The 25591-nt window shown below is 36.3% G+C and carries 31 protein-coding genes; 6 read left to right on the top strand and 25 right to left on the bottom strand.

Annotated features, from left to right (window positions below):
• Positions 1-233: 233 nt before the first annotated feature.
• Positions 234-497, top strand: coding sequence for a 30S ribosomal protein S20 (rpsT, locus tag H9655_RS01990; protein WP_191810382.1), 264 nt, complete (start codon positions 234-236; stop codon positions 495-497).
• 91 nt (positions 498-588) lie between these two features.
• Here rpsT and holA read toward each other — a convergent pair whose 3' ends face one another.
• A complete protein-coding gene (holA, locus tag H9655_RS01985) occupies positions 589-1623 on the bottom strand; it encodes a DNA polymerase III subunit delta (protein ID WP_191810381.1) in 1035 nt (344 codons plus the stop codon).
• 337 nt (positions 1624-1960) lie between these two features.
• Between holA and H9655_RS01980 the strand changes: the two genes are divergently transcribed.
• Positions 1961-2095: a YqzM family protein gene (locus tag H9655_RS01980; RefSeq protein WP_095372500.1), complete on the top strand. Its 135-nt coding sequence runs from the start codon at positions 1961-1963 to the stop codon at positions 2093-2095.
• Between the two features lie 148 nt (positions 2096-2243).
• On the opposite strand, the gene H9655_RS01975 is transcribed toward H9655_RS01980, so the two are convergent.
• From H9655_RS01975 to H9655_RS01965, 3 genes are all read right to left on the bottom strand, one after another.
• A complete protein-coding gene (locus tag H9655_RS01975; protein WP_225230421.1) occupies positions 2244-4493 on the bottom strand; it encodes a DNA internalization-related competence protein ComEC/Rec2 in 2250 nt (749 codons plus the stop codon).
• A gap of 156 nt (positions 4494-4649) precedes the next feature.
• The gene (locus H9655_RS01970; protein ID WP_191810376.1) at positions 4650-5210 is read right to left on the bottom strand and encodes a ComE operon protein 2; all 561 of its coding nucleotides are present in this window, start codon (positions 5208-5210) and stop codon (positions 4650-4652) included.
• Positions 5211-5294: 84 nt separating this feature from the next.
• The gene (locus H9655_RS01965) at positions 5295-5912 is read right to left on the bottom strand and encodes a helix-hairpin-helix domain-containing protein (protein WP_225230370.1); all 618 of its coding nucleotides are present in this window, start codon (positions 5910-5912) and stop codon (positions 5295-5297) included.
• Positions 5913-6002: 90 nt separating this feature from the next.
• On the opposite strand from H9655_RS01965, the gene comER reads away from it, so the two are divergent.
• Complete coding sequence (gene comER, locus H9655_RS01960) at positions 6003-6827, top strand: late competence protein ComER (RefSeq protein WP_191810374.1); 825 nt, start codon at positions 6003-6005, stop codon at positions 6825-6827.
• A gap of 84 nt (positions 6828-6911) precedes the next feature.
• On the opposite strand, the gene H9655_RS01955 is transcribed toward comER, so the two are convergent.
• From H9655_RS01955 to H9655_RS01920, 8 genes are read right to left on the bottom strand one after another with little or no spacing between them, the layout of a single operon-like run.
• A complete protein-coding gene (locus tag H9655_RS01955; RefSeq protein WP_191810372.1) occupies positions 6912-7661 on the bottom strand; it encodes a class I SAM-dependent DNA methyltransferase in 750 nt (249 codons plus the stop codon).
• Entirely contained in the window at positions 7661-8017 is a 357-nt protein-coding gene (gene rsfS / locus H9655_RS01950) for a ribosome silencing factor (protein WP_191810370.1), read from the bottom strand. Before rsfS ends, H9655_RS01955 begins: the two co-directional genes overlap by 1 nt.
• 4 nt (positions 8018-8021) lie before the next feature.
• On the bottom strand, positions 8022-8588 hold the full coding sequence (yqeK, locus tag H9655_RS01945; RefSeq protein WP_191810368.1) for a bis(5'-nucleosyl)-tetraphosphatase (symmetrical) YqeK: 567 nt from the start codon (positions 8586-8588) through the stop codon (positions 8022-8024).
• Positions 8578-9147: a nicotinate-nucleotide adenylyltransferase gene (locus tag H9655_RS01940; RefSeq protein WP_191810366.1), complete on the bottom strand. Its 570-nt coding sequence runs from the start codon at positions 9145-9147 to the stop codon at positions 8578-8580. Before H9655_RS01940 ends, yqeK begins: the two co-directional genes overlap by 11 nt.
• Before the next feature lie 22 nt (positions 9148-9169).
• On the bottom strand, positions 9170-9460 hold the full coding sequence (gene yhbY / locus H9655_RS01935; protein WP_191810364.1) for a ribosome assembly RNA-binding protein YhbY: 291 nt from the start codon (positions 9458-9460) through the stop codon (positions 9170-9172).
• The gene (gene aroE, locus H9655_RS01930; protein ID WP_191810362.1) at positions 9447-10292 is read right to left on the bottom strand and encodes a shikimate dehydrogenase; all 846 of its coding nucleotides are present in this window, start codon (positions 10290-10292) and stop codon (positions 9447-9449) included. The genes yhbY and aroE overlap by 14 nt, the downstream gene beginning before the upstream one ends.
• A 27-nt stretch (positions 10293-10319) precedes the next feature.
• Positions 10320-11423 carry a ribosome biogenesis GTPase YqeH gene (yqeH, locus tag H9655_RS01925; protein ID WP_191810360.1) on the bottom strand — a complete coding sequence of 368 codons (1104 nt, stop codon included), beginning with the start codon at positions 11421-11423 and terminating at the stop codon, positions 10320-10322.
• 2 nt (positions 11424-11425) lie between these two features.
• Positions 11426-11941: a YqeG family HAD IIIA-type phosphatase gene (locus tag H9655_RS01920; protein ID WP_191810358.1), complete on the bottom strand. Its 516-nt coding sequence runs from the start codon at positions 11939-11941 to the stop codon at positions 11426-11428.
• A 387-nt stretch (positions 11942-12328) separates the two neighbouring features.
• Here H9655_RS01920 and H9655_RS01915 point away from each other — a divergent pair, with 387 nt between their 5' ends.
• Entirely contained in the window at positions 12329-12469 is a 141-nt protein-coding gene (locus tag H9655_RS01915) for a sporulation histidine kinase inhibitor Sda (protein ID WP_191810356.1), read from the top strand.
• A 42-nt stretch (positions 12470-12511) separates the two neighbouring features.
• On the opposite strand, the gene H9655_RS01910 is transcribed toward H9655_RS01915, so the two are convergent.
• The 3 genes from H9655_RS01910 to sigK form a co-directional block, all read right to left on the bottom strand.
• Complete coding sequence (locus H9655_RS01910; protein ID WP_191810354.1) at positions 12512-13291, bottom strand: phosphatidylserine decarboxylase; 780 nt, start codon at positions 13289-13291, stop codon at positions 12512-12514.
• Positions 13292-13995: 704 nt separating this feature from the next.
• Positions 13996-14325, bottom strand: coding sequence for an antibiotic biosynthesis monooxygenase (locus tag H9655_RS01905; protein WP_191810352.1), 330 nt, complete (start codon positions 14323-14325; stop codon positions 13996-13998).
• Between the two features lie 440 nt (positions 14326-14765).
• Complete coding sequence (sigK, locus tag H9655_RS01900) at positions 14766-15479, bottom strand: RNA polymerase sporulation sigma factor SigK (RefSeq protein ID WP_095372484.1); 714 nt, start codon at positions 15477-15479, stop codon at positions 14766-14768.
• Positions 15480-15613: 134 nt separating this feature from the next.
• Between sigK and H9655_RS01895 the strand changes: the two genes are divergently transcribed.
• A complete protein-coding gene (locus H9655_RS01895; RefSeq protein ID WP_191810350.1) occupies positions 15614-15826 on the top strand; it encodes a hypothetical protein in 213 nt (70 codons plus the stop codon).
• A gap of 234 nt (positions 15827-16060) precedes the next feature.
• On the opposite strand, the gene H9655_RS01890 is transcribed toward H9655_RS01895, so the two are convergent.
• The 5 genes from H9655_RS01890 to H9655_RS01870 form a co-directional block, all read right to left on the bottom strand.
• Positions 16061-16204: a YrzI family small protein gene (locus H9655_RS01890; protein ID WP_095372483.1), complete on the bottom strand. Its 144-nt coding sequence runs from the start codon at positions 16202-16204 to the stop codon at positions 16061-16063.
• Between the two features lie 425 nt (positions 16205-16629).
• Positions 16630-17766 (bottom strand): bifunctional cystathionine gamma-lyase/homocysteine desulfhydrase, encoded by a 1137-nt coding sequence (locus tag H9655_RS01885; RefSeq protein WP_191810348.1) that lies wholly within the window; start codon positions 17764-17766, stop codon positions 16630-16632.
• 1 nt (position 17767) lies between these two features.
• On the bottom strand, positions 17768-18691 hold the full coding sequence (locus H9655_RS01880) for a PLP-dependent cysteine synthase family protein (protein ID WP_191810346.1): 924 nt from the start codon (positions 18689-18691) through the stop codon (positions 17768-17770).
• 20 nt (positions 18692-18711) lie between these two features.
• Entirely contained in the window at positions 18712-19413 is a 702-nt protein-coding gene (mtnN, locus tag H9655_RS01875) for a 5'-methylthioadenosine/S-adenosylhomocysteine nucleosidase (protein ID WP_191810344.1), read from the bottom strand.
• Between the two features lie 14 nt (positions 19414-19427).
• Positions 19428-20066 carry a class I SAM-dependent methyltransferase gene (locus H9655_RS01870; protein ID WP_191810342.1) on the bottom strand — a complete coding sequence of 213 codons (639 nt, stop codon included), beginning with the start codon at positions 20064-20066 and terminating at the stop codon, positions 19428-19430.
• A gap of 192 nt (positions 20067-20258) precedes the next feature.
• Here H9655_RS01870 and H9655_RS01865 point away from each other — a divergent pair, with 192 nt between their 5' ends.
• Positions 20259-20468 carry a YrzA family protein gene (locus H9655_RS01865; RefSeq protein WP_225230369.1) on the top strand — a complete coding sequence of 70 codons (210 nt, stop codon included), beginning with the start codon at positions 20259-20261 and terminating at the stop codon, positions 20466-20468.
• Between the two features lie 289 nt (positions 20469-20757).
• Here the strand turns inward: H9655_RS01865 and H9655_RS01860 are convergent, their stop codons facing one another.
• The 5 genes from H9655_RS01860 to H9655_RS01840 form a co-directional block, all read right to left on the bottom strand.
• Positions 20758-21450: a DUF1510 family protein gene (locus H9655_RS01860; protein WP_225230368.1), complete on the bottom strand. Its 693-nt coding sequence runs from the start codon at positions 21448-21450 to the stop codon at positions 20758-20760.
• A gap of 82 nt (positions 21451-21532) precedes the next feature.
• Positions 21533-23293, bottom strand: a complete 1761-nt coding sequence (locus H9655_RS01855) for a peptidoglycan D,D-transpeptidase FtsI family protein (protein ID WP_191810340.1) — start codon at positions 23291-23293, stop codon at positions 21533-21535.
• Between the two features lie 67 nt (positions 23294-23360).
• Positions 23361-23837 carry a transcription elongation factor GreA gene (gene greA, locus H9655_RS01850; protein ID WP_191810337.1) on the bottom strand — a complete coding sequence of 159 codons (477 nt, stop codon included), beginning with the start codon at positions 23835-23837 and terminating at the stop codon, positions 23361-23363.
• Positions 23838-23983: 146 nt separating this feature from the next.
• Positions 23984-24619: a uridine kinase gene (gene udk / locus H9655_RS01845; protein ID WP_191810335.1), complete on the bottom strand. Its 636-nt coding sequence runs from the start codon at positions 24617-24619 to the stop codon at positions 23984-23986.
• 119 nt (positions 24620-24738) lie between these two features.
• Positions 24739-25353 carry an O-methyltransferase gene (locus tag H9655_RS01840; protein ID WP_225230367.1) on the bottom strand — a complete coding sequence of 205 codons (615 nt, stop codon included), beginning with the start codon at positions 25351-25353 and terminating at the stop codon, positions 24739-24741.
• Positions 25354-25591 lie beyond the last annotated feature (238 nt).

Here is a 25591-nt window from a genome sequence, read left to right as displayed (position 1 = left end):
CTTTTTTGCGTATTATAGTTAGTTTTAGGATGACCACCACTTGTTCAAATCATGCATGTTTTATATGTGAACAATATGTTTCTACAGTGAAGGAGAAGATGGATTTCCTCGTTTTGTATTGATTTATTGTCTCAGCTTTGATAGAATATCACTTGTTCTGAATTTATAATAATGATGAATACAAATATCGAGTTCATAAAAATTCGATGCCTTTTTTGTAGGAGGTGAATGGAATGCCAAATATTAAATCTGCTATCAAACGTGTTAAAACAAACGAAGCACGCAGTGCACGTAACATTCAAGCTAAGTCTAACATGCGTTCTGCAGTGAAAAAATCTGAAGCTGCGATTGCTAACAATGATGCAACTGCTGCTGAGAGCTTTGCACAAGCTGCAAGCAAACTAGATAAAGCTGCTGCAAAAGGACTTATCCATAAAAATGCTGCTGCTCGTAAGAAATCTCGTTTAATGAAAAGAATGAATGCTGCAAATGCTTAATTTGTAGAAATCATAAAAAGCTATCCAAATGATGGATAGCTTTTTTTCATTTCATATAAAGATTAAGCCCGATGGAAAATACATGAGGTATTTATAAAACTTCAATATCTCGTTTATTTAATTTAAATAAAAATAACTCAATTAATAATTGCTTGTTCATTCCTCCGGTTTTCATTTGATAATCAGCTTCTGCAAGCACATCCATGATTTGCGATAACTCTTCTTCACTAAAAAGTCTCGCTTGACCGGCCGCAAGTTTCACTCTAAAAGGGTGAGTTTTAATATATCCAGCCATCTGATTTTGCCCATAACCTCTTCTAGACAATTCTTTCACTTGGTAAATGAGACGGAACTGATTTGTAATTACTGCCAAAATTTTAATAGGTTCCTCATTTAACTTTAATAAATCATAAAAAATTCTTAATGCTGCTTCTATGTCTCTATGGACGACTTTATCAACTAGTGTAAAGATATTTTGTTCTAAAGACCGCGACACTAATTGATCGACCATTTCAACCGTAATGCGTTTTTCATCATTACCGTATAAAGCTAGCTTGTCCATTTCGCTCGTTAACATAAATAAATTCATACCTGAAAGTGTAAGAAGAAGATTAATTGCTTCTTCATCAATCTGTACGCCATTTTTGGATGCACGATCACGCATCCATACATGTAACTCTTTCTCATTCAATTGTTTCGCTTCTAACACTGCAGCATTTTTTTTGATTTGCTTTGTTAACTTTTTTCGCTCATCTAGCTTTTCATACGCACCAGAAAATACGAGAATAGTGTAAGGAGCAGGATCTTTCAAATAGTTCTCAAGTACATTTAATTGATGCTCCACCTTTGCTTTCCCTTTATCCGCTGTTAAAAAATATGGATTATGTAAAATAATAAGACGGCGCTCTCCCATGAAAGGAAACGTTTCAGCGTCTTCAATTGCAACTTCAATTGGCGTTTCTTCTAAATCATAGGTAGATAAATTGAAGTCAAGTTCTTCTGGCAGTAACGCATGATTGATTAATAATTGTTTCGTTTCATTGATAAGGTAAGGCTCAGTTCCGTATAGCAAATATACAGATGAGAAGCTTTTTGCTTTAATTTGCTTCCATATATCAAAAACCACTTTTCTCGCTCCGATCATATTTTATAAGTACTATCTATCCTATAGAAGCAAATCGATTTTGACAAGTGGAATGAAAAGAATGCACGCTGCTTATAATACCAATAAATACAAGAAAAGCGCTTATTAAGCGCTTCTCAAACAATCTATATAGAAACGCTTGCAAGCAAGAGGCCTAGGATTCTCTTGCTGAAGCGGTGCACCCTTATACTTATAATATGGCATGACAGTCGCTAAATTATCGCTGACAACTCATGTAAGTAAAGGAAAAGCATTGCTAGAAGTGTAGATTTTTTCATGGAAATCACTTATACTAATTAAGGAAATAGGAGGGTTGACTGTGAACGAATTTGAAAAAAATGTCCAATCGAAACGTCACGATATTGGTGACTCCGCAATGGGATTCGTTGCTTCTTTCGGATTCTTTACCATTCTATTTGTCATTGCGGTCGCAATTAAAGCAATCGGCGCATAACCCTTGAAGGCTCATAGGCAGATACATACTTCTGTCATTTTGCATTATTGACTTAGAGCTTTCAGAAGAGACTGCATTTCGCTTTGCAGTCTTTTTTATTTTTTGAAAAGAAAGTTAAATTCGTTCGATTGTCTAGGCATAAAATATCCTATGGTAGGACAGTTGAAAAGGTTCCGTTCCCCCTGAAAAAAACATAAGAAATTCCGCCATGATGATCCGTTCTTATTATTGGAATTTGATGATCACTTAACCTCTGCAACACTTCCTCAGTTGGATGACCGAAACGATTGTTCCTACCAACTGAAATAACTGCTAATTTAGGTTTTACCCCATCGAGAAACTTCTCAGTCGTCGAAGTTTTACTGCCGTGATGCCCCACTTTTAATACATCAACAGATAACCTCCCATATTTACTGACTAGCTTCTCTTCCCCAGCTTCTTCTAAATCACCAGTAAATAACCATGTTAACCCCCCAATGACAGCATAAAGCACGATAGACCCATCATTTTTATTATTTGCTGTTTTATCCAAAGGCATAAGAATTTGAAATTTCTCATCCTTCATACGCCAACGAACACCTGCGCTTATCTCCTGTACATTAACGTGTCTTGTTTGAGCTAACTTTAAAATCTCTGTTTCTAAAGCACTTCTTTCATTCGTAATCGGTAGTAATATTTCTCTTACTTTAACCATAGACATAACAGCTGGTGCACCTCCCATATGATCACTATCACCATGAGTAAGAATAAGCTTATCAATTTTCCTAATTCCTTTACTTTTTAAAAAAGGCACAACAATATCTTCTCCAGGATCAAATGCTCCGGTTCTTTCCTGCCATTCCTCTTTTTCAAATGAAAGTACTCCCCCAGTATCAATTAAATAATTCCCCCTATTATGAGGTAAACGAATGAATATACTATCCCCTTGCCCGACATCAATAAAGGAGACTTCTCCAGTAAAAGTAAAATAAGGAGTAAGATAGTGAATGAAAAAAACGAAAAAAGGTGCAATGCTTGCTAATAGAAAATTCTTCCTTCCCTCACCTTTCTCCCATTTTAAGAAGAAAAGAAAGATTGCAAATAAATAGAGTAGAATAAGCCACAAAGAGGGCCTTCCTAAGGTTAATACAGCCTGAGGAAAATCTGCTATTGTTAAACTTAACTCATTCATTCGCTCTAGTAATGTATTTATCCATTGAATCGGAATCCAAGCCCAAGTTCCGACAATCAAATGATAAGCCAATAAGAAAAGACATAACGGGAGAAGAACAAAAGAAAAAATGGGTACAAAGATGATATTAGCTACAAGGGAGAAAATTGAGATTTCAAAGAATGAATAAAGTAATATTGGCGTTGCCGCTAACTGACAAATAAAAGATATCACAAAGAGTGATCTTATAGGGGAGGTACGTCTTTTGAGGAGAGAATAAGAAGACAAAAGCAAAACATAAGTAACTGCGAAAGAAAGTTGAAAACCGACGTCATAAAGCGTAAATGGGGTGATAAATAAATAACAAACAAATACAATACATAGTACATCTTGCGTTCTCATAGCTGACAAAAATATTTTAAATAGCGCTGCGAAAATCAGCATGGCTACTGCTCGAATAACTGAAGGTGTTCCTCCGGCAATCACGCCATAGATCGGTAACAAAACCACTAAAATTATCAACATATGTTGCCTTGTCACACCTAACCGTAAGCCCACAAACAAGAGCATTCCAGCTAACAAACTAACATGCATACCTGAGATAGCTAATAAATGAATAACCCCTAATCTTTGATAAGCTGTTTCAACGCTTGCATCTAATTGCGAGCGGTCTCCATAGACTAATGCATTCGTTAGTGGAGCGGTTTCACTCGGAAAGTACTTATTCACATATTGAATCCCTTTCTCCCGCCATTGCCAAATTTGTGTAACGATATTCGTATTACTCATTTGGCAACTTCGTAAATCAAATCGCTCTGTTTGAATTTGCCAGTGAATACCTTTACGTTGTAAATATTGTTGATAATCAAAACTATGGAAATTAGTTGCTTCTTGCGGTATTTCTAGTTTTCCATTCACGTTACATATCAGACCTGTACTCGTTATCTTCTCCATCGAGTCTTTTTCTTCCTTAGATTGAACGTAGTATGTAAATAAGAGTTTTTCATTTGTAAGTTGATCTATCGCTTGGGCCGAAAGACGATCTCCATCAATGACCCATCCATGAGTAAAGGTCAACCGGAAATCAGTTCTTTCGCTTATTATATCTGTCACATTATCATAAGAAGCAACATAACCTCTAATGAAAAATAACACACTACATAAAATAAACAATAATGTCAGTCTTCGAGAAAGATATTTTGTAAAAATACTAAAGAGAAAAAACAGGAAAAGGGGAATGAAATACAAATAAGAGGAGAAAGAAGATAAGAGTGAAAAAGTCGCGACAAGGGAGCAAAAAAACCATTTCCCTGGCAAAAAAATTCACCACCCATTTAGAATAGTATCGTTAAATCCAAGAATATGAAACGGTTCGCTGCCTAAACAAACCGTTTCATCAGTCAATTATTTTAAAATAGTTTCTACTTCTTCTTTTAATTGATCATATAGAGCGTTCTCGCCTTTTAAGTCTTTAATTTCAGCCAATAACTTCTTAATTAAATCGTTCTTTTCCGTTGCTTTTACATCTAACTGTTGCTGATCGAAAGGAACTTTCTTTAACGAAACCCCCGCTTGTTGAAATAGCTCTATTCCATATGGATGATTTTTATAGTCCTCTGCATAGTATACCTTTTTAATACCTGCTTGAATAATTGCTTTACAGCATTGTAAGCAAGGAAAATGTGTTACATAAATTTCTGCATTCTCTGTTGGTACACCAAATTTCGCGCACTGCAAAATGGCATTCATCTCCGCATGTATCGTTCTTACACAATGATTGTCAATGACATAGCAACCTTCATCAATACAATGATCGCTACCTGTGATTGAGCCGTTATACCCACCTGCGATCATTCGTTTATCACGAACAATTGTTGCCCCTACAGTTAATCGTGTACATGTACTTCTTAATGCTAGCAAATGGCTTTGTGCCATAAAATATTGATCCCAAGAAATTCTGTCCATTGTACGTCTCTCCCTTTTTTCATACATCCTCATGTTTTAGTTTAATCACACCATACATGTATGGTCAAATCCATTTTCATCTAATCAATCAACACTTATCAGATCTTTTAGTTTTTCAAAAGTTTTTTCCCCAATCCCTGATATCTCTTTTAAATCTTCAATAGCTTTAAAAGAGCCGTTTTCCTCTCTAAATGAGAGAATATCTTCTGCTTTTGTAGGACCAATTCCTGGCAGTGTTTCAAGCTGTTCAACAGTTGCCTGATTCAAATTGATTTTCCCTTCGTTTCCATCGTTTAATGTCGGTAACGATGAAACACTCTCTTCCCCCACTTTTGGAATATAGATAACCATTTCGTCTGTCAGTTTCTGAGCAAGATTCACTTGTTGTTGATCCGCTTCACTTAGAAACCCTCCCGCAACTTGAATAGCATCTACAATACGCTGGGTGTTTTTTAACTCATAGACACCTGGATCTTTGACTTCTCCTTTAATATCAACCATCACATCATCTGAAGAATTCACTTCTTCTTGAGATGTTTCTACCCCTTCTTCAAACCCCTTATCCTCAAGCAGCCATTCATTTTCCACTTCACCCGTATTGTCTTGATTTAGAAGTGGGGAGAGCGCCCACATACTTACAGCACCAACAATGAATCCAGCAACCATTACAATATACAAGGCGTATTGCTTCACCCATTCCATTATCATCAATTCCTTTCATTAGACATAATTTCATCTGTTGCTTCATATTTTTAATAGGAGTCATTTTTGTTAGTGAAGGAGGGATTTATTTTGAATATCGGTATAATTGGCACAGGCAATATGGGGAGAATTTTGACAGAAGCCTTGCTTGATAGCAAAGCTGTTTCCCCTTCTTCCATTACCATTACAAACCGTACCATTGCAAAATCATTGGAGATAAAAGAAGCAAATCCAACTATCAATGTGGCACGAGACGCACTGACAACTGCTAAGATGTCTTCACTTATTTTCGTTTGTGTCAAACCACATGATGTTTACGAAGTCATTCAAACCATTCAACCGAATCTAAATAGAGATAAATGCGTCATCTCTATTACAAGTCCTATTGCGGTAAATCAATTAGAGTCTGTCTTGTACTGTTCCAGTGCAAGAGTCATTCCGAGCATCACGAACCGAGCATTAGCTGGTGTCTCCCTAGTCACATACGGAGATCATTGCTCAAAAGAGTGGCAGGAAAGTATTCAATGGTTATTCGAACAAATTTCTGTCCCTACCATTATTGAGGAAAAAATCACAAGAGTGGCTTCAGATATCGTTAGCTGTGGTCCCGCATTTTTTAGTTACTTAACACAGCGATTTATAGATGCCGCCGTTAAGGAAACAAAGATAGATAATGATACTGCCACAAAATTAGCTAGTGAAATGCTGATAGGATTAGGAGAATTGTTGCGCCAAGGACATTATACATTACCAACTTTACAAGAAAAGGTGTGTGTAAAGGGCGGAGTGACCGGTGAAGGTATAAAGGTGCTTGAAAAAGAGATAGGAGATATGTTTGAACACTTGTTTCAAGCGACTCATTCAAAGTTTGCTGAGGATATAAACCTGGTTAAAACGCAATATACAACTATTTAATAGTTCGATAAAAAATGCCAAAACCCTTCTAACAAAAAAAGAGTCTCGGAATTTTTTCCGGGACTTTTCTTTGTTTATATTAGATTATTTCTTTTTACAAATAAAAAACAATCTTTCAGCATCGTTTATTTCTGTACTTTTCTCATTAAAATCAACGAAAAAACTAGTTATTTCAAAACCCGCCTCTTTCAACCAAAGCCTATATACGTCGAAATCATACGTTCTCTGAAAATGGCATTCATCATATCGTTTGTATGTTCCCATTTTTTCATCTAGGACGAAGAATGACAAATCATGTTCCACACTATGTGGGAATTCCCCTTCATAACTTTGCCAAATATAACTTACTTCTTCTTCATTTAAGGCAAAAGTTTGATTAACAAACAAATCGTCAATTTTATGAACGGTATGTACGTCAAACATAAACAAACCGTCATCAGCTAAATGTTCATATACTCCTGAGAAGGTAGATTTCACTTCATCTTCTGATTGGAGATAGTTCAATGAGTCACAAAAAATAGTAATGACATCATATACACCAATCTCTTCTAATCTAGACATATCCTGTTCTAAAAACTGAATCGATAGCGCTTTGTTCGCTGCTTTGCTTTGTGCAACCGCAAGCATATTATCTGATAAATCAGCTCCAGTCACTTCATAGCCTCTATCAGCCAATCGCAAAGAAAGCTCACCTGTTCCACAAGCAAGATCAAGGAGACGCTTACCTTTTAATTGATGAAGATCACACTGTGATGCAACAATGGACACCCATTTTTCATAAGGTGCATCTACCATTAATCCATCATAGAGATATGCAAATTGCTGATAACTCATTATGGTTGCAGCTCACTTTTAATATCTTCTATTTTCGCATCGCCCCAAAGACGTTCCAAGTTATAATAACTTCTTTCATCGCGATGGAACACATGTGCAACAATGTCCCCTAAGTCAACTAAAACCCAGCGTGCTTCTTCAAACCCTTCCATTCTTTTAACTTCATAGCCGTTTTCTTCAGCTTTGTCTTTTACTTCTTTAGCAATAGCTTGCACTTGCTTATCTGAATTCCCGTGACAAATAACGAAATAATCCGCTATTAACGAGATTCCTTTCATATTTAGTGCCACGATATCTTCTGCTCTCTTACTGTCTACTGCTTTTACAACTGTTGTAAGTAATTGTTTTTCTGACATATCATCAACCCTTTCTATTCATCACTAAATCATTGTACATCGTTAATGTGAGCGGATAGACTGATTGATTTTTTTTCATTAGAAAAAGAATAGAGTTTTTCACAGCCTGAATCAATGCTTCATCCAAATCATGCTGTGCAAGCTCCCTCACTTCTTCAACACCAGGAAAATGCCTACCCGGCTCAATATAGTCCGCTAAATACACAACTTTCTCTAATAATGACATATTAGCTCGTCCTGAAGTATGATAGCGTATTGCCTCTAATATTTCACAGTCAGCAATACCAACTTTCGTTTCGACCAAATATGCGCCCACTGGGGCATGCCATAACTCACTACTGTATTCTAGTAAATCTGAAGGCATACCCTGTGCTAAGATACACGCTTTCATTTCTTCCTTGGGATGAAATTTAGCATAATCATGAAAAATGGCGGCCATTTCAGCCTTTTTCACATCTGCTCCAAATCTTTCCGCCAATTCAATTGCACTGTTCATCACACCAATTGTATGTTGGTAACGATGATCTGTTAATTGTTCTTTGACAATTTCTAATGCCAGTTCACGATTCATATAGGTGATTCTCCTCCATGTATGTGCGGACATTTTCTGGCACTAAATACTTAATGGTCTTTCCATTTTTCATGCGTTCTCTGATCAAAGTAGATGAAATACCAATCTCGGGAATCTCAACATAATCAACGGGATATGTGGTCGTTAATTCATAATCTGGTCGCTTTACGCCTACAAAAGTGACTAGATCGAGCAAATAATCTATATCACGCCATTTATGCAGATACTCAACCATGTCCGCGCCAATAATAAAGAAAAATTTTGTATCCTTCTCTCGTTCATGTAAAATCTTGATCGTATCAACAGTATAAGAAGGACCTTTTCTTTCTAATTCTACTAATTCCACTTGAAATTGTGGATGATCACTAACCGCTTTTCTTAATAATGCTATTCTATCTTCATTACTCAGAAAGTAGCTTTTTTCTTTATGTGGTGGCTCTTGGTTCGGCATAAACCAAATTTCGTCTAAAGCTTTTGCATGTAATACTTCATTAGCGATAATTAAGTGACCTAAGTGAGGAGGATCAAATGTACCTCCTAGGATTCCTATTCTTTTCATCCTTTTCCCCCCAAAGGTTCGTTTAAGGTAATTTAATTTGTTTGTTCTCTTTTGATTGTTTATAAAGGACAATCATATTGCCTATTACCTGTACAAGTTCCGCTTTTGTTCCTTTACTTAACAATTCGGCTACAGTATCCCTATCTTCATCACAGTTTTGTAAAATGCTTACTTTTAATAGTTCTCTTGCTTCTAATGCCTCTGCTATTTGCTTCACCATATTATCATTTACGCCACCTTTTCCCACTTGGAAAATCGGGTTTAAATGATGTGCTTCTGATCTTAAATATCTCTTTTGCTTACCTGTTAACATAATTTCCTCCTAATTGTTGCTCCACATTTCTTCTCATTCGTTCCGTGTCTGGCATTTGAGAAGTCCATAATTCAAACGCTAACGCACCTTGATAAACAAACATATCTAACCCATTTTGCACACGCGCTCCTTTTGCTTTTGCTTCTGCTAAAAAGGCTGTTTCAAATGGATTATATATAATATCGCTAACAAAGACGTCTTCACGCATAAGATGAAGATTAAGTGGTTTTTCTCCCATTCTTGGTGACATTCCGATCGAAGTCGTTTGAATGATACAATCATATTCGTCAAGTTTATGTGCTGCATCATCCAATGTCAATGCTCGCATATCTACATCATACGGACAATCAGCAATCAATTGAACCGCACGTTCAACAGTGCGATTGGCAATTGTGATGTGGGAAACGCTCGCTTGCGCTAAAGCATAGACAATAGCTTTAGCAGCTCCACCTGCACCTAACACTAATATTTTATTTTCTATAAACTGTGGTTGATGGTTTTTCAGTCCCCGGAGAAAACCCGTTCCATCCGTATTATAGCCAATTAACTTTCCATCCCTGTGAATGACAGTATTTACTGCCCCAATTGCTTCTGCTAAAGGATCTAGTTCATCTAAATACGCCATAATACTCTCTTTATGTGGCACAGTCACATTAAATCCTGCCACACCACATGCCCTTAAACCCTTAATTGCATCCGATAGATTTTCCGATTGAATATGAAATGGTAAATAATGGGCATCCATTTGGTAGTACTGAAATAAATCATTATGCATCACAGGTGACATCGAATGTGCAATAGGGTCCCCAATTACTGCATAAAACTTCTCCACTCTTCTTCTCCCCTTTGACGATAAGGATTATATCAGTGATTTTCTAAGTGTAACATTAACGCCCTTAGGTACATATGCAGCTATTTTACATCCTGCTGTAGGTACTGTTATCCAGCCTAAGCCTGAATAAACGATATCTGTCTTATCTTCTTTTATTGTAAATTCATGACGGATGAGCTCAGGAAACTCGTCTAATTCGTCCTTACGGGGTGGTGTCAACATTTCTCCAACATGTTTTTCGTATAATTCATCCGCTTTTTCTAATTTTGTCCGATGAATCTGGATTTCATTAGAGAAATGACAAATAAACGATGTCCGGTCACCATGAATAAAATCAAATCGACTTAATCCACCAAAATAAAGGGTTTGACCATCATTTAATTGGTATACTTTCGGCTTTATTTCTTTTTTCGGTGTAATGATTTTCAAATCACGCTTATCAATATAATGTGCCATTTGATGATGATTAATAATTCCTGGTGTATCGATGAGGGCTTTTCCATCCTCTAAAGGAATTTCAATCATATCTAATGTTGTGCCTGGAAAATGAGAGGTAGTAATGATATCTCCTTCTCCAGTTACCTCTTTGATTATCCTGTTAACAAATGTTGACTTCCCAACATTCGTACAACCGACAATATATACGTCTTTACCTTTTCTATACCGATCAATCTCTGTCGCTATTTCTTTCATTTGCTGACCTTTCGCAGCACTCACTAAAAAGACCTCTTCAGGTTTCAAACCTAGTTCCTTCGCCTGCTGCTTCATCCAGTTCATTAACTTCTTATGATTCACCGATTTTGGTAATAAATCTACTTTATTACCAACTAATAACACTTTATTATTACCTACAAACCTGTGTAAACCAGGCAACCAACTGCCATTGAAATCAAAGATATCAACAACCTTGACAATTAAGGCATCTTTATTACCTAAACCATTTAGGATTTTTAAAAAGTCGTCATCTGTTAAACTGACATCCTGTACTTCGTTATAGTGTTTCAAACGAAAACAACGCTGACAAATGATTTCTTCTTTTTTTAATGCTGAATTTGGCGCATAACCTATTTCATTCGGATGCTCAGTTTGAATATGCACACCGCATCCTATACAAACGTATTCTTCTTTCAAAGTTAATCCTCCCAATTAATCATACCTTTTTTCTTAAACCAGTTGAGTATTCTTCTTTCTATCGTACGATTGATTTTCGTAAAAAAACCGTCTGTTTTTGCGACAGGTACTACTAAAATCGTGTTAAACCCACTTCTATTTCCACCTAATACATCTGTTAATAACTGATCACCAACGACAACAACTTCATGCCTTTCAAGCTGCATTTCTAGTAAAGCGCGTTTAAAGGCTCTTCCCATCGGTTTTCTCGCTTGATATATAAAAGGTGTTTTTAAAGGATCAGAGAAAGTCTTTACTCTGCTCTCATTATTATTAGAAACAATCGTTACTTTAATATCACTTAAACGCATTTGTTCAAACCAATTAATTAATTGTGGAGTCGCATTAGGTCGATCCCATTCCACTAACGTATTATCTAAATCAGTAATAATACCTTTAATCCCTTGTTCTTTCAAGATATCTGGCGTAATTTCAAAAATATTCTTTACATGTTGATCCGGTAGAAAATTCTTTAGCACGACCGTTTAAACACCTCATTCTTCATTATTTCAAGCTATCATCTTATTCTGACCTAATATGACATATCACAATCAAATGGTCAATTAGCATTATTCTTTATTCGAAAATGAATAAGCGAATAAATAGAACGAAAACTTTTCGACAAATTCCAACATTACCATTTTTGTGGATAACTTTATACACATTATACACTGTGAGATTATTTACTCGAACAGAGATATGAACAGTTTAATCACACTTTATCCACCTTTTACTGTGGATAAACGAACGGTTGTTCTATTCTACTCATTCTGCTATGGTAGAAGTAACAACAAGAACTTCTTTTAAATAGCCCTATTCTTTAGATAAACGAGAATGAATGAGCCGTAATGGAGGTGTGATCCTACATGCGAAAGTTATCTGATGAGCTTTTAATAGAATCTTATCACAAAGCTATCCAACTTCAATTATCATTGGATTTCATCCGCCTTATCGAAACCGAAATTCACAGAAGATCCTTATCAAATAGCATAAAAGCTTCTTCCTAGCAGAACCATCGCCCTCCACAATTGTAGGGCTATTCTTTTTGTCTACACAATATGACCGATTACTTCTCCAACTTTTATTGGAGCTGGAAACTGTATAGTCGGTACCAACTGAAAGGCATCTTTCTGAAATAACAAAATAACTGTCGAGCCAAATGAAAAATAAGCAACTTCTTCACCTTTTTTCAATGTGTCATTTTGATACGTCCGCTCAATTGAATTGACAAACATGGCCCCTACTTTAACCATCGCTAATTCGCCACCGTCATATTGAATTTCTGATATTTTGCGATAATTTTTAGATAAAGTATCTTTTCCAAGACTTAAACCCCATTTATTCACTGGATAAGATTTCTTTCCTAATGTCCATTGTCTCATTACTTGACCATCAACGGGACTGTGAATGCGGTGATAATGACTGGGACTTAAGTAGAAAATCATATACGTCCCACCTTTATATTTCTCCGCTTCTTCAACCCCACCAAGCATTTCCGCAATGGAGTAATCTTTCTCCTTCACAGTAATCACATGTTTACTATCCACCATACCTATATCCTCAATCATTGCATCAACAGGGCTGACAATTGTATCCTCCCCTTGATGAATAGGCCGGGCATCTTCCTTCAATAGACGTATAAAGAATTCATGTAATGTCTGAAATTGATCCAAATCGCCTTTAATTTCATCTTCATTAATACGATACGTCTTAGAAAACGGTTTGATTAAAAATCTACTCATTTTAGATCTCGCAAATTTATATAAAATCGATGAGGTCATTCGACCATTCGTTAATTCAATCAATGTTCGATAAATCGCTTGCTTCATCTTTAACACCTTTCTATACTTTATTTCCAAGGAATAAGCACCTATTACACAAAGGTGTCACTCTTAATTTTAGGTTTCTCTAATTAATACAACCAGTACATTTCTTAAAGTTCATCTATCATCTGATTCTTTTCATAAATAAAGTCAATTGTGACAGTGCTTTTTTCTTTTGCATTGAAGCGAGAGTTATCTTTCATGTATAACAAACCCACCTCACCGTCTGCTATTATATCACTTGTTAACAGTCCAGCCTATTAAAATTATCGTATGGAATGATGATTGTAAAGAGGAAAGAAGGAATATGTAGTAAACTTAAGATGATTTACATAGATAGAAGGAATCATTCTAAGGAATTTGCGAAGATAGTAAAGATCATTTTTTTAGATGCTAAGCCTCAATCGTATAGAAGTAGTCATTACGCATAACCTCTAGTTAGCCAATGAAATATATGCTTCCATCAAGATATCTATTTGATCTAGGTAATTTTGAAACGATTTATATGACTACCTCCTTCAATAAAACTTTCTAAATCCCAAACCTAAGGATAAGTTGTATAGGGGATCGAATTATTCATACTTTTACGAACATTTCAGGATTAAAAAATACTCCCCTATAAGTAGCGAGCTTATTACTTGTCTACTTATAAGGGAGAATATCTTTGTGTTTTTGCGTTTACTTTTACTAAATTATGTGAATGTAAAAATTTATTTTGCTTCGATTGCAGGTGTTTTAATTGTCTCCACATGATATAGACTGCCTTCAGTTTCTAAAATAAATTCCGGTTTTGGTTTTCCTCTACTTGCTTTATGTCCAGCAATATGCGCTTCGCTCTTCTCCCAGTTCTTCCAATCCTGTTCGGATTCCCAACGGATTTGCAATATAACTTCTTCATTTCCTCGCCTTACTTTTTTCACCATAATTGAAATGTCAATAATCCCTGGTTGTTCATCAATAATGCCTTTTTGGCTGAATTTTTCCACAAGATGATGCGCATTTCCTTCAGTTACAGTAAATTTTTTCATTTGAACGAACATTTAAATCCACCTCTACCCTTAATGATATAACTTCATTTTAATCAATAATGATTATCATCGTCAACCGTATAATCTCCTTCATTACAATCTTACCTCTGTTAGTAGATACAAATGCATTCTGCAAAAGGGAAAGTTTGATACGTGCTGAGCAACTACAATATAGGCAGCTTTTATTTAGGATAATTGGTTTTGTGCCTATGCTACCCCCTCTTTTCGGCTTTCCTTTTGGATACTCCGATTTCCTTTGCTCACTTTCATTAGGCGAGTTTTGTGAGAATCATTATAAGAAATCTTTTTTTGGTGGTCAAATCGATTATATGAAGACATCACATGATTCATTTTTATGATTTTATTTGTGTAAATGCTTAAACATCCCGTGACTTCACGAAGTCTATAAAGAAACCACAGCCTGGAAACTGTGGTAAATGCATACGTTATTCTTAATTCTTCTTCTTCTCTTTTTCCGCTCGATAAAATTCATGAAACATTTTCATTAATGCTCGTTTTTCAATACGAGAAACGTAGCTCCGGGAAATACCTAATTCTTTCGCTATCTCCCTTTGAGTCTTTTCCTTCTTTAAATCCAATCCAAACCGTCCGACAATGACTTCTTTCTCTCTTTCATCCAATACATCAATGTATTCTCGCACCTTCTCAAGTTCCATATTCAGTTGAATCGTATTAATCACATCTTCTGATTCAGACTTTAACACATCAATCAACGAAATTTCATTGCCTTCTTTATCCTGCCCGATTGGATCATGAAGAGAGACATCTTTTTTTGTCTTCTTTAATGCTCTCAAATGCATGAGAATTTCGTTTTCTATACATCTCGCGGCATAAGTAGCAAGCTTTGTTCCTTTGCCTTCAGAATAGCTTTCAATCGCTTTAATTAACCCTATTGTACCGATGGAGATAAGATCCTCAGCATCTTCTCCTGTGTTCTCGAATTTTTTTACAATATGTGCGACAAGTCGAAGATTATGCTCAATCAGCATATTGCGTGCGTGTGAATCCCCTTCTGCCATTTGCCTTAAGTATTTTTTTTCATCACTTGAAGATAAAGGCTGAGGAAAAGCATTATTCTTCACATATGAGACAAGAAAAACAATTTCTTTAACTAAAAATCCAAGTGCTGTCATAATTCCAGACATAGTGCCACCCCCGCTAGTTGAACTTTTCGCCTATTAACCATTTCTATGTAGTGGAAAAGCTGTTATTGTCTGTCCTAGCGTATTAATTTTCAATTACATGTTTATTGCTTAGTGAGAAATTGGACGAGGTGTATTTGAATCAGTTAATATGGAGGTATAAGAAATGGATAGAAAGTGGGAGCGTTAGTTTGGGTGTGAATCGTTTAGTATTAGGGATTGTTTTTCTTATCATCGCCATGGTTAGTATTGCTGAAATTATATTTGAAGGCTTTTCATGGAAACCAGTAATCATTTTTGTCATCGGTTTATTTTTGATTATGTTTTTATGGAAACGACCTGATAAATAAAATCATGGTGGGACTTCTAAAAGCTAGAAGTCCCACCAATTTTGTCTCTATATTTTCCTCTTTTGATTTCTATATTTTTTCGTAAAATAAACGGTGAATAGAATTATTTTTATCGCCACACACTCTCCCCCTACAAAACCTTGTTAGGTTGAGTCCTTCTCAACCCAGAAATAAACCTTTCTTCCTTGTAATAAAAACATCATGATCTCCTCCACCTTTCTTATTTCCTTTATCTTAGTAAAAATTTCGATAGATCTCTTCTTGTCGTGCTTTATGGTCTTCAAGAAGACGATTTACATATTCATCATGCATTCGTTCTTCAACCGAGCGTTTTCTAGCTTTAATTGTCACCGTTAGAAAAATTAGATTTAATGTCATCCTGCAGCACCTCCTCTCTTTATCTATCCAAAAATGAACACAAAAATGCCGCAAAGGAGCACTCACCCCCGTACGGCATTAAGAAACAAACATAAAAATGCCGCAGGAGATGACAATTCCTCCCTGCGGCATGGATAGACAAAAAATTAAATGAAGCGATCCATTCCAAGTAGGTCGAAATTGTTTTGTATTTTAGTTTCATTTACTGCTGTAGTTAAATTGCATAAGTTTTTCATTGTTTCCGACCTCCCTTTTCTTTAGGATATTTTCGCTTACATTGGTAAGTATATCCAAGAAACAGCCATTTGTAAACGGCTTTTTGCAAAAAATTTGAAAAAGGGCGAAAATATTTATTTTTTTCACCTTCGAACGTCCTCCCTCTTCTTGAAAACAAAAAAATGCCCACCCTTAGGTGAGCATTAAACTTACTTTTCTAAAGCTAGCTTTAAATCTTCAATTAAATCCTCCACATCCTCTAAACCTACAGAAATTCTTACAAGTCCGTCTGTAATACCGAGCTCGTCACGACGTTCTTTTGGTATAGATGCATGAGTCATTCTTGCTGGAACGGAGATCAAGCTTTCAACAGCACCGAGGCTCTCAGCAAGAGTAAAGTATCTCACATTTTCAAGTAGCTTATCAGCATTTTCTTCACTGCCAACATCAAAAGAAACCATTCCACCAAAGCCATCAGCCTGTTTCTTGGCGATGTCGTGATTTGGATGAGACTCTATTCCAGGATAATACACTTTTGATACTGCTGGGTGCTGTAAAAGAAACTCGACAATCGCCTTTGTGTTACTTTCTGTTTCTTCCATTCTGATTCCTAATGTTTTAATCCCTCTCATTAGCAACCATGAATCTTGAGGTCCTAACACTCCACCGGTTGAATTTTGAACAAAATGCAGGTCTTCTGCTAACTTCTCACTATTTACAACCACTAACCCTGCAACCACATCGCTATGTCCTCCTAAGTACTTCGTCGCACTGTGTAGCACGATATCTGCACCTAACTCAATTGGTGTTTGCCAATATGGAGTTGAAAATGTATTATCAACAATTGTTAACAGATTATTTTCTTTAGCTAATTTCGCCGCTGCTTCAATATCCGTTATTTTTAGAAGTGGATTTGTTGGCGTTTCAATATATACAGCTTTTGTATTTGGCTTTATGGCAGCTGTGATATTGTTTAAGTTACTTGTATCAACAAATGTCGCTTCAATACCGAATCGATTAAGCACTTTCGTAATCACACGATAAGTTCCCCCGTATACATCATCAGTGAGAATGATATGATCACCACTATCAAAAAGCATCACAGTAGCAGTGATTGCTGCCATCCCTGAGCCAAAAGCAAATCCTGCATGCCCAGCTTCTAAATCTTTAATAAGCTCTTCCAACGCATGTCTTGTTGGGTTACCTGTCCGTGAATACTCAAAGCCTTTATGATTACCTACCCCATCTTGTTTATAAGTACTAACTTGATAGATAGGTACAGATACTGCCCCTGTTGTTGGATCACCGGCAATACCGCCATGAATTAATTTTGTTTTTCTTTTCATGTCAAATACCTCCTTCATAAATCTTTTTACTTAAATAACGCTCACTGCCATCTGGAAAAATCACCACGATATTCGTACCTGCTGGAGCATGTTCTGCTTCTAATAACGCTGCATGTAAAGCTGAACCAGATGAACTACCGACAAGCATTCCTTCTTTTTCAGCTAATTGTTTTACTCTATAAAAAGCGTTCTCATCACTTACCGTATGAATGTTATTAAAATAAGTGGTATCCATATAATCAGGTAAAAACTCCATACCGATTCCCTCTGTTTTATGTGGCCCAGATTCACCACCATTTAAGATGGAACCTTCTGGCTCGACAATGACGGTTTTTATTTGTTGTCTTTTTTCTTTTAAGTAACGAGCAGTGCCCATAAAAGTGCCACCAGTACCTGCACCAGCTACAAATATATCCACATTACCATCCAGATCATTCCATATTTCAGGACCTAAAGTTTTGTAATAAGTATCCGGGTTCGCCGGGTTAGCAAATTGCTGAGGACAAAATGCATTCGGAATCTCCTTTAAAAGCGCTTCCGCTTTGGCAATAGCACCTTTCATTCCTTCTTCTGTAGGAGTCTGAACGACTGTGGCTCCTAAAGCTCTCATCAGATCTTGTTTTTCCATACTAAACTTCTCAGGTACACAAACGATCACATGAACATCTTCTTTTAATGCTGCTAGCGCTAAACCTATACCTGTATTGCCTGCTGTTGGTTCAATGACTGTTCCGCCTTGTTTTAACTTACCACTTTCAAAAGCATTCCTTAATAATTCTTGTCCTAGGCGGTCTTTTACACTGCCACCGGGGTTCATGTATTCTAACTTAGCAAATAAACGCACACCTTTTGGTAAGTCGAACTGCGATATTTCTACCATTGGCGTTTGTCCAATCAATTCATGAATGCTATGGTAAACCTTCATAACTTCCCGTCCTTTATTGATTATTTACTTTTGATTCCTTCTACTATTTTCATAACAAGATTTGCAGAGTGTAAGGCTGCTTTCTCTAGGAATTGATCAAAAGAAATATTAGATTCTTTACCAGCAATATCAGATAAAGAGCGAATAATCACAAAAGGTGTATCAAAGGCATGAGCAACCTGAGCAATCGCTGCCGCTTCCATTTCTACTGCTTGCAATGCCGTGAATTTATCTTGTATAAGTGCTGTTTGCGCTGGGTTGCTAATAAATGAATCTCCAGTCGCAATCAATCCTCTTACAACTGTTATCCCTTCTAATGCTTTACCACTCTCTTCAGCAATTTCCAATAACGGCTCATTTGCAATAAAGGCAGGCGGTTGTTGTGGTACTTGACCATATTCATAACCAAATACAGTTGCGTCGACATCATGATGTCTAACTTCAGATGAAATAACGATATCACCTACATTTAATTCAGGATTGAACCCTCCAGCAGAACCTGTATTGATGACATAATCCGGCTTGAACTTCTCCAAAAGAATGGTAGTTGACATCGCCGCGCTCACTTTACCAATGCCAGAACGAAGAAGAACCACGTCTGCTCCGTTCATTTTACCTTCCGTATATTCACAGCCAGCAATCACTTGCTGTTGCTTTTCTTCCATTTGGTCCCTTAAAATTGTTACTTCTTCTTCCATTGCTCCGATAATAGCTATTTTCATTACTTTCCCTCTTTCTAAGCTTTGACACCTTCCATAATCCAAACAAAATCATTGCAGCGATTAAATGAAACTGAAAAGCCATTCACCCGCATCATCTCTCTTAACACGGGGATTGTCGTATAGTATTCTCGCTTTAAATCTTCTGCTAGTTTATGGTAACCCTTTTCAGTGGCATCAGTAATAGCCTTTTGATACGCATCAACAGATTCATACATTGTATCCGCAAACACTATTTTACCACCTGAAGGTAACAACTTTCCATACTGTTCAATTGCCAAAGACTTTTCTTCATCTGTTAAATGGTGAAAGGCATAAGAACTGACTATGGTATCTACGTTTTCATCTATTTGAAAGTTTAAGAAATCACCATCTAGCACTTTTGCTTTATCTTGTAACTTGTTGATAGCAATCTCTCTCATTGATTTCGATGGTTCAATTCCGATAACAGTTAAATCACGTTTTAATAATTTGGCTGTTAAATTACCTGTACCTGGACCAAATTCTAATACATTACCTGTTGCTCTCTCAGCCACCTCTTGCAGCAACTGATCATAGTATAAGAAAACATCCTTATACTCTTCATCATGGCCTGTTACTGTATCATCATATGTTTTAGCCCACTCTTCAAATAATTCAATAAACTCTTTCCCCATTTTGCACCCTCCTGCGCATAATTACAATATCAATAATTCCTATAAGTATACTATGAATTAATTTGTAACATGTTCCCAATTTACCATACCCCCTCTTTAATTTCAAGAAATATCAATATTCACTTTCCTCATTGCACGGAAAATGAAATTTACTTAAAATGAGGAGTGATACACTATGAAGGGATGATTAATTTGAACTTTCAATTAGATTTTATTGAAGATAAAGTAGAATTTTTCGAAGCAACAAAGCTAAACGATTTAGAAAAGAAAATAAATGACCAAATTGAAACAAATAAAGCTATTATGCTAGAAGTTCATCATGTCGCTCACCAGATGCATATGGATGAAAACGGCAGAAGATTTTATTCAGCTGTTGTTCATTTTAAACTGAAGAGAAAGTAGAGGAAAGATTCTATGTGAAGCGATTACAATAATCTGATACTTCCGTTGTTGTCGGTGGACTTAGAAGCCACCACTATCTATAAATCCAGCCACTAGCGCAAGACACTCTTTACAAAATTGGATGAGACAACAAAAATTGTGGAACCCCTTAAGTAAACTTAAATACGCTCATGGAATATATCCATTTATATAATGATGACTGCTCCCATGCTTTCATTGCTCTAATATACAAAAACGCGAACAAATTGATATGTTCGCGTTTCACTCTGGCTAGCAAAACCAGTTTTTCTTATATATTATTTAATTCTTCTACCTTCGTCGGTTTCCACCCTTTTCCGTCTACCCATTCAATATATACACGGTACATTTCATCTTTATTAGGTGAAGCGACTGTTCCAACAGAACGATTGACACCGTCATTACCAAGGAAATAAACAGTCATAGCTGAACGGTCTAATCCGGTAGCATAAGTAATTGCACGAAGCATTTCATCCCAATCGACATGACTCTGATCATATACAGCTGTCGGATGTTCGTCTTGTACTGTACCTACAGGTTGCCAAGCTGGATTTTCTACTGTTCTTTTCACATCCGCACTACTGCCGCCTTCAGTTACAATCTCTTCCTCTTTTACTTCTTCTTCATTTTTTTCTTCTTCATTACTTTCTTCAGTTGACTCATCTTTATTCTCTTCATTATTTTTATTTTCTTCTTCTTCACTGCCATCTTTTAGACTTTCTTCATCTGTTGCTACATCTTTTTCATCACTGTTATTTTCCTTAGAAGTTTCTGCTTTATTAACTTCTTCATTTGCAGCAGAATCAGCTAATTGGTCCTCCTCTTTTCCACCGGAGAAAATAATCGTACCAACAACGATGATGAGCAGAATAACAACACCGATTAAGCCATTTAAGATAATGTTTGTTTTTTTCCTTTTTGATCTTTTATCATAACGGGATGAATCATTATCAGTATTATTCAAAGGAATACCTCCTAATTTAAAAAGAAATATCATAGCTGAAAACATTTTAACATGTCTTTTAAAAAACTTGAAGGGATAACCATTACGTGGAATGATCTAGTCTATGTATTTCTTTCACAATATCAGCGAATAAAGAAAGTGGTGATGGGTCGGTACTTTTTGCATCCAATTGGACGGTTACTAATGCATATTTCGGTTGATCGTATGGAAAATAGCCAGCAAACCATTTATTTTCTAGCTCTTGTCCATTCACTTTTTTTCCAGTTTCCCCCGTCCCCGATTTGCCTGCCACTTGATACGGTAAACTTTGTAGTTGCCTACCTGTTCCCATACCATGATTGACAACTTCAAGAAGCAGCTTTTGTAATGATACGGCTGTATATGGCTTGATATTTTCACCAACTACTTTTTTAGGCTGAAAACCCTTTACTTTGGCGCCATTTTTATATTCAAGTTGCGAGGCGACACGTACCATCTGCTTTTCTCCACCTCTTGCGATTGTGGCCATCATATTAGCCACAGCTAACGGTGTACTGCGAACATCTAATTGACCAATGGATGTTAGAGCAATTAGATTTGGATCTTTTCTATTTCGCGGTTCACTAAAGACCTGGCCTTGTTCTTCATCTGCCATTTGCTGAAAGTCTTTAAAATGATAGAAATCTCCTTGCCATCCTACTTTTATCGAAAGGCCTAATTTATTGGCATAGTTATCAATCACCAATGGATCGATAGACATCAGTTCTTTGCCGACCGATGCAAATGTATAATTACAACTTCTTGCAAAACTATCTTTAAAATGGAGCATACCGTATTGATAATTTTTATCTATTTCTCCATTGATTGACCGATTACAATCAAACATACGATTTCTTGCATCTAGCCCATAATCTATCGCTGCTGCAGCGATCACTGTTTTAAATATAGACCCTAGTACTTGATTTTGTACCATAAAATTATTCGTACCTTCTTCGCCATGAGCGAAAGGATTGACTGGGTTCATTTTCGGACGAGAAACCATTGCAACAACTGAATTATCCTCAATATCTATTAACACCATCCCCCCTTTGATGACATTGTTTTTATCGACAAGCATTTCCATTCGTTGCTGCCATTCAAAATCAATCGTCGTTCTTATATTCATTGGATAAAAAGGATTCGCAGGGTGAACATATTTTACATTCGAGCCAAATAATGGCCTTCCTTTTCCATCAACATGATAAATAAGCTTTGTTTCACCTTCTCCAGACAAAAGTTCATCAAAGCTTTTTTCCATCCCAGTTGCACCTAGTCTTGTTATGTTAGATAGATGTTTTTCAGGATATCTTTGGGTTAGGAAGAAATCTCTATTGGCAATCCCTAATAATTGTTCTGCTGGTCTCTCATAAATCGGATATGATTTTCTCACTGCAAACACACCCGGTATTGCCAACTGATTAATCGCTTCCATTTGGTCATTAGACAAAATGAAGGGTTCTCGCTCACCATACACAATAGGATTTTTTATCGCTTGAACTTTTTGACGGAGTTGATTTTTATCAATTTTAAGAATTTCAGCGACACTCGAAGCATCCCAATCTATATCTTTTAGGAACGGAAAAAGAATTAAGACCGTTTTATAGGCCACAGTTAATTGTTTACCATCCCTATCAAGCAGATTCCCTCTCTCAGCATCTATTGCTATTTCCATAGAACGTTGTGCGACACTTTGACTAATCAAATTAATGTCTCGATTTGTAAAATGCTTTGTTTCAAACAACTGTATTTGAGCCAGTCTACCAATAAGTACGGATAAAGTAATTATCATGACAGAAACAACCAGAATGACTCGTTTTCTTTGCATAAAAAACACCTCGTCAAAAGTGTTGACGAGGTGTTTCTATTTCAAACGCTAAAAGACGATAATTTTATTAGTTAATACTTGTGATCTTAACACTCATTTCTCCACCTGGTGTTTGCACAGACACTTCTTCTCCTACTTTTTTGCCAATAAGACTTTTAGCAATCGGAGAATCATTGGAGATTTTACCCTCAAATGGATCTGCCTCTGCACTACCTACGATAGAATACGTTTCTTCTTCACCATCAGGTAATTCCATAAAAGTAACAGTTGAACCTAAGCTAACTGCGTCGCCTTTCATCTCATCCTCAGTGATGATTTTTGCATTACGAATCATATTTTCAAGAGTCGTAATACGGCCTTCTACAAAAGCTTGTTCTTCTTTAGCTGAATCGTATTCTGAATTCTCAGATAAGTCACCAAAACTACGAGCAATTTTTATACGTTCAACCACTTCTTTTCGCTTAACGGTTTTTAAATTTTCTAGTTCTTGTTCTAATTTTGTCTTACCTTCTTGTGTCATTGGAAATACTTTCTCTGTACTCACAACACTCACTCCTTTACCCTATATAACCAATTATTGGTCAAAAGTATGTATAAAATTTATAAACAATGCATTTACAGCGCGTCCTTTATCGAACGCGCCTACCTATGCAAACGTTTGTAGCCGTATTATTTTTCTATGCTATTGTGTCATAAAAAAGACTTTTCTTCAAGAATTGTTTGAATTTTTGTGACCATTAGATCAATCGCAACTTTATTTTGTCCACCTTCTGGAATGATGATATCGGCATATCTTTTAGTCGGTTCGATAAATTGATTGTGCATTGGACGAACAACGCTGACATATTGTTCAATGACTGAGTCAATGGAACGTCCTCGCTCCTTAATATCACGCATAAGCCTTCTAATAATTCTTAAGTCAGCATCTGTATCGACAAATAGCTTCATATCCATTAAATCACGTAAACGCTCATCTTCAAGGACAAGTATCCCCTCTAAGATAATCACATCTTTTGGTTCAACAACGATGACCTCATCTGATCTCGTATGAATAGAATAGTCATATACAGGCTTTTCGATAACCTCGTGATTCGTTAAAGAGATGATATGCTCAATTAATAAGTCAGTGTCAAACGCAAGTGGATGATCATAATTGGTTTTCAAACGTTCTTCAAAAGGTAGATGTGCTTGATCTTTATAATAATAGTCTTGTTCTAACATCAGAATAGAATGACCTTGAAATCGATTATAAATTGCTCTCGTTACACTTGTCTTTCCAGAGCCTGATCCACCAGCTACACCGATGACAATCGGTTTTCTCTTCATCTTTATCAATCTCCCTAACATCGTAGCTTTTTGCTACTGCTTAACAATATACACCTTTTTGCTATGATTGCCAAACATATGGTACTTATACTTGTAATTATTCGCTATCACAACAAAACTTATTTCTTTCTACTTATCGCAACGCCATCACCAATAGGCAAAATCACGGTATGGTAACGATCATTTTCCATCAGCCATTGATTAAATTGGTCAATTTTTTGCACTAGGTTGCGAATGCGTTTTTTTTCTATTTCTGCCTTTTCATAAACGAGGCCTTTAAATAACACGTTATCGGTAATAATTACACCTGCATCATTTAAATATTGACTATATATTTCGAAAAACTTCTTATACTGTCCTTTTGCTGCATCAATAAAGATCATATCATAGTCACCTAACAATCGAACCTCATCTTCTTGCTCCAATGCATCGCCTTTTATTAAAGTGATTTGATCGCCCATGCCGCTTCTTGCAAAATAGTTCTCTGCCTTTTCATAGCGCTCCTGATCCCTTTCCAATGTAACAATATGGGCAGATGGACAAGCTTCAGCCATTCGTAATGCGGAATATCCGATTGCAGTCCCAATCTCTAATATTTTTGTTGGTTGTTGAATTCGTACAATCTGTAACATGGCTTCGATACCTTCTAGTTCCATAATCGGCACACGATTTTCCCTAGCGTATTCTTCCATTTCCATGAAGAGGTTTGTTCGATTCGGTATTAATTTTTGCATATATGTAATTAGCTCGTCATTTAGCAATTACTTTCACCTCTATTAATTTAACTTCCATCCTTTGCATATGCAAGAAAAAAAGCGCTCACATTAGTAGATTGTCCAAAAAAGCTTAGACCATCTAGCTTTTTGCATGATACGCCGCATGAAAAAATATATAAAATGCTTGTGCTATTTTACCACAAAAAAAAGAGGAAAGCTATGAGATTTCATCATAAATGATGATCAAACATCATTT

It is taken from the genome of Cytobacillus stercorigallinarum, from assembly GCF_014836495.1.
In the GTDB taxonomy this organism is placed as follows: Bacteria; Bacillota; Bacilli; order Bacillales; family Cytobacillaceae; genus Cytobacillus; species Cytobacillus stercorigallinarum.
Note: the sequence above shows the minus strand (reverse complement) of the source record. Positions and strands in the feature narration are given on the sequence as shown.

Bases quoted from the DNA above. Each gene is read 5' to 3' on its own strand.
- H9655_RS01910 (WP_191810354.1), bottom strand. From the start codon at position 13,291: ATGAAGCAAGCGATTTATCGAACATTGATTGAATTAACGAATGGTCGA.
- yhbY (WP_191810364.1), bottom strand. From the start codon at position 9,460: ATGTTAACAGGTAAGCAAAAGAGATATTTAAGATCAGAAGCACATCAT.
- H9655_RS01840 (WP_225230367.1), bottom strand. From the start codon at position 25,353: ATGCAAAAATTAATACCGAATCGAACAAACCTCTTCATGGAAATGGAA.
- H9655_RS01880 (WP_191810346.1), bottom strand. From the start codon at position 18,691: ATGAAGGTTTACCATAGCATTCATGAATTGATTGGACAAACGCCAATG.
- rpsT (WP_191810382.1), top strand. From the start codon at position 234: ATGCCAAATATTAAATCTGCTATCAAACGTGTTAAAACAAACGAAGCA.
- H9655_RS01905 (WP_191810352.1), bottom strand. From the start codon at position 14,325: ATGTTCGTTCAAATGAAAAAATTTACTGTAACTGAAGGAAATGCGCAT.
- sigK (WP_095372484.1), bottom strand. From the start codon at position 15,479: ATGTCTGGAATTATGACAGCACTTGGATTTTTAGTTAAAGAAATTGTT.
- H9655_RS01870 (WP_191810342.1), bottom strand. From the start codon at position 20,066: ATGGGGAAAGAGTTTATTGAATTATTTGAAGAGTGGGCTAAAACATAT.
- H9655_RS01855 (WP_191810340.1), bottom strand. From the start codon at position 23,293: ATGCAAAGAAAACGAGTCATTCTGGTTGTTTCTGTCATGATAATTACT.
- H9655_RS01940 (WP_191810366.1), bottom strand. From the start codon at position 9,147: ATGAAAAGAATAGGAATCCTAGGAGGTACATTTGATCCTCCTCACTTA.
- H9655_RS01885 (WP_191810348.1), bottom strand. From the start codon at position 17,766: ATGAAAAGAAAAACAAAATTAATTCATGGCGGTATTGCCGGTGATCCA.
- H9655_RS01890 (WP_095372483.1), bottom strand. From the start codon at position 16,204: ATGACATTAAATCTAATTTTTCTAACGGTGACAATTAAAGCTAGAAAA.
- H9655_RS01965 (WP_225230370.1), bottom strand. From the start codon at position 5,912: ATGGAATGGGTGAAGCAATACGCCTTGTATATTGTAATGGTTGCTGGA.
- udk (WP_191810335.1), bottom strand. From the start codon at position 24,619: ATGAAGAGAAAACCGATTGTCATCGGTGTAGCTGGTGGATCAGGCTCT.
- H9655_RS01955 (WP_191810372.1), bottom strand. From the start codon at position 7,661: ATGAGTTATCAGCAATTTGCATATCTCTATGATGGATTAATGGTAGAT.
- H9655_RS01970 (WP_191810376.1), bottom strand. From the start codon at position 5,210: ATGGACAGAATTTCTTGGGATCAATATTTTATGGCACAAAGCCATTTG.
- yqeK (WP_191810368.1), bottom strand. From the start codon at position 8,588: ATGAATCGTGAACTGGCATTAGAAATTGTCAAAGAACAATTAACAGAT.
- mtnN (WP_191810344.1), bottom strand. From the start codon at position 19,413: ATGAAAATAGCTATTATCGGAGCAATGGAAGAAGAAGTAACAATTTTA.
- H9655_RS01915 (WP_191810356.1), top strand. From the start codon at position 12,329: ATGCGAAAGTTATCTGATGAGCTTTTAATAGAATCTTATCACAAAGCT.
- rsfS (WP_191810370.1), bottom strand. From the start codon at position 8,017: ATGTCAGAAAAACAATTACTTACAACAGTTGTAAAAGCAGTAGACAGT.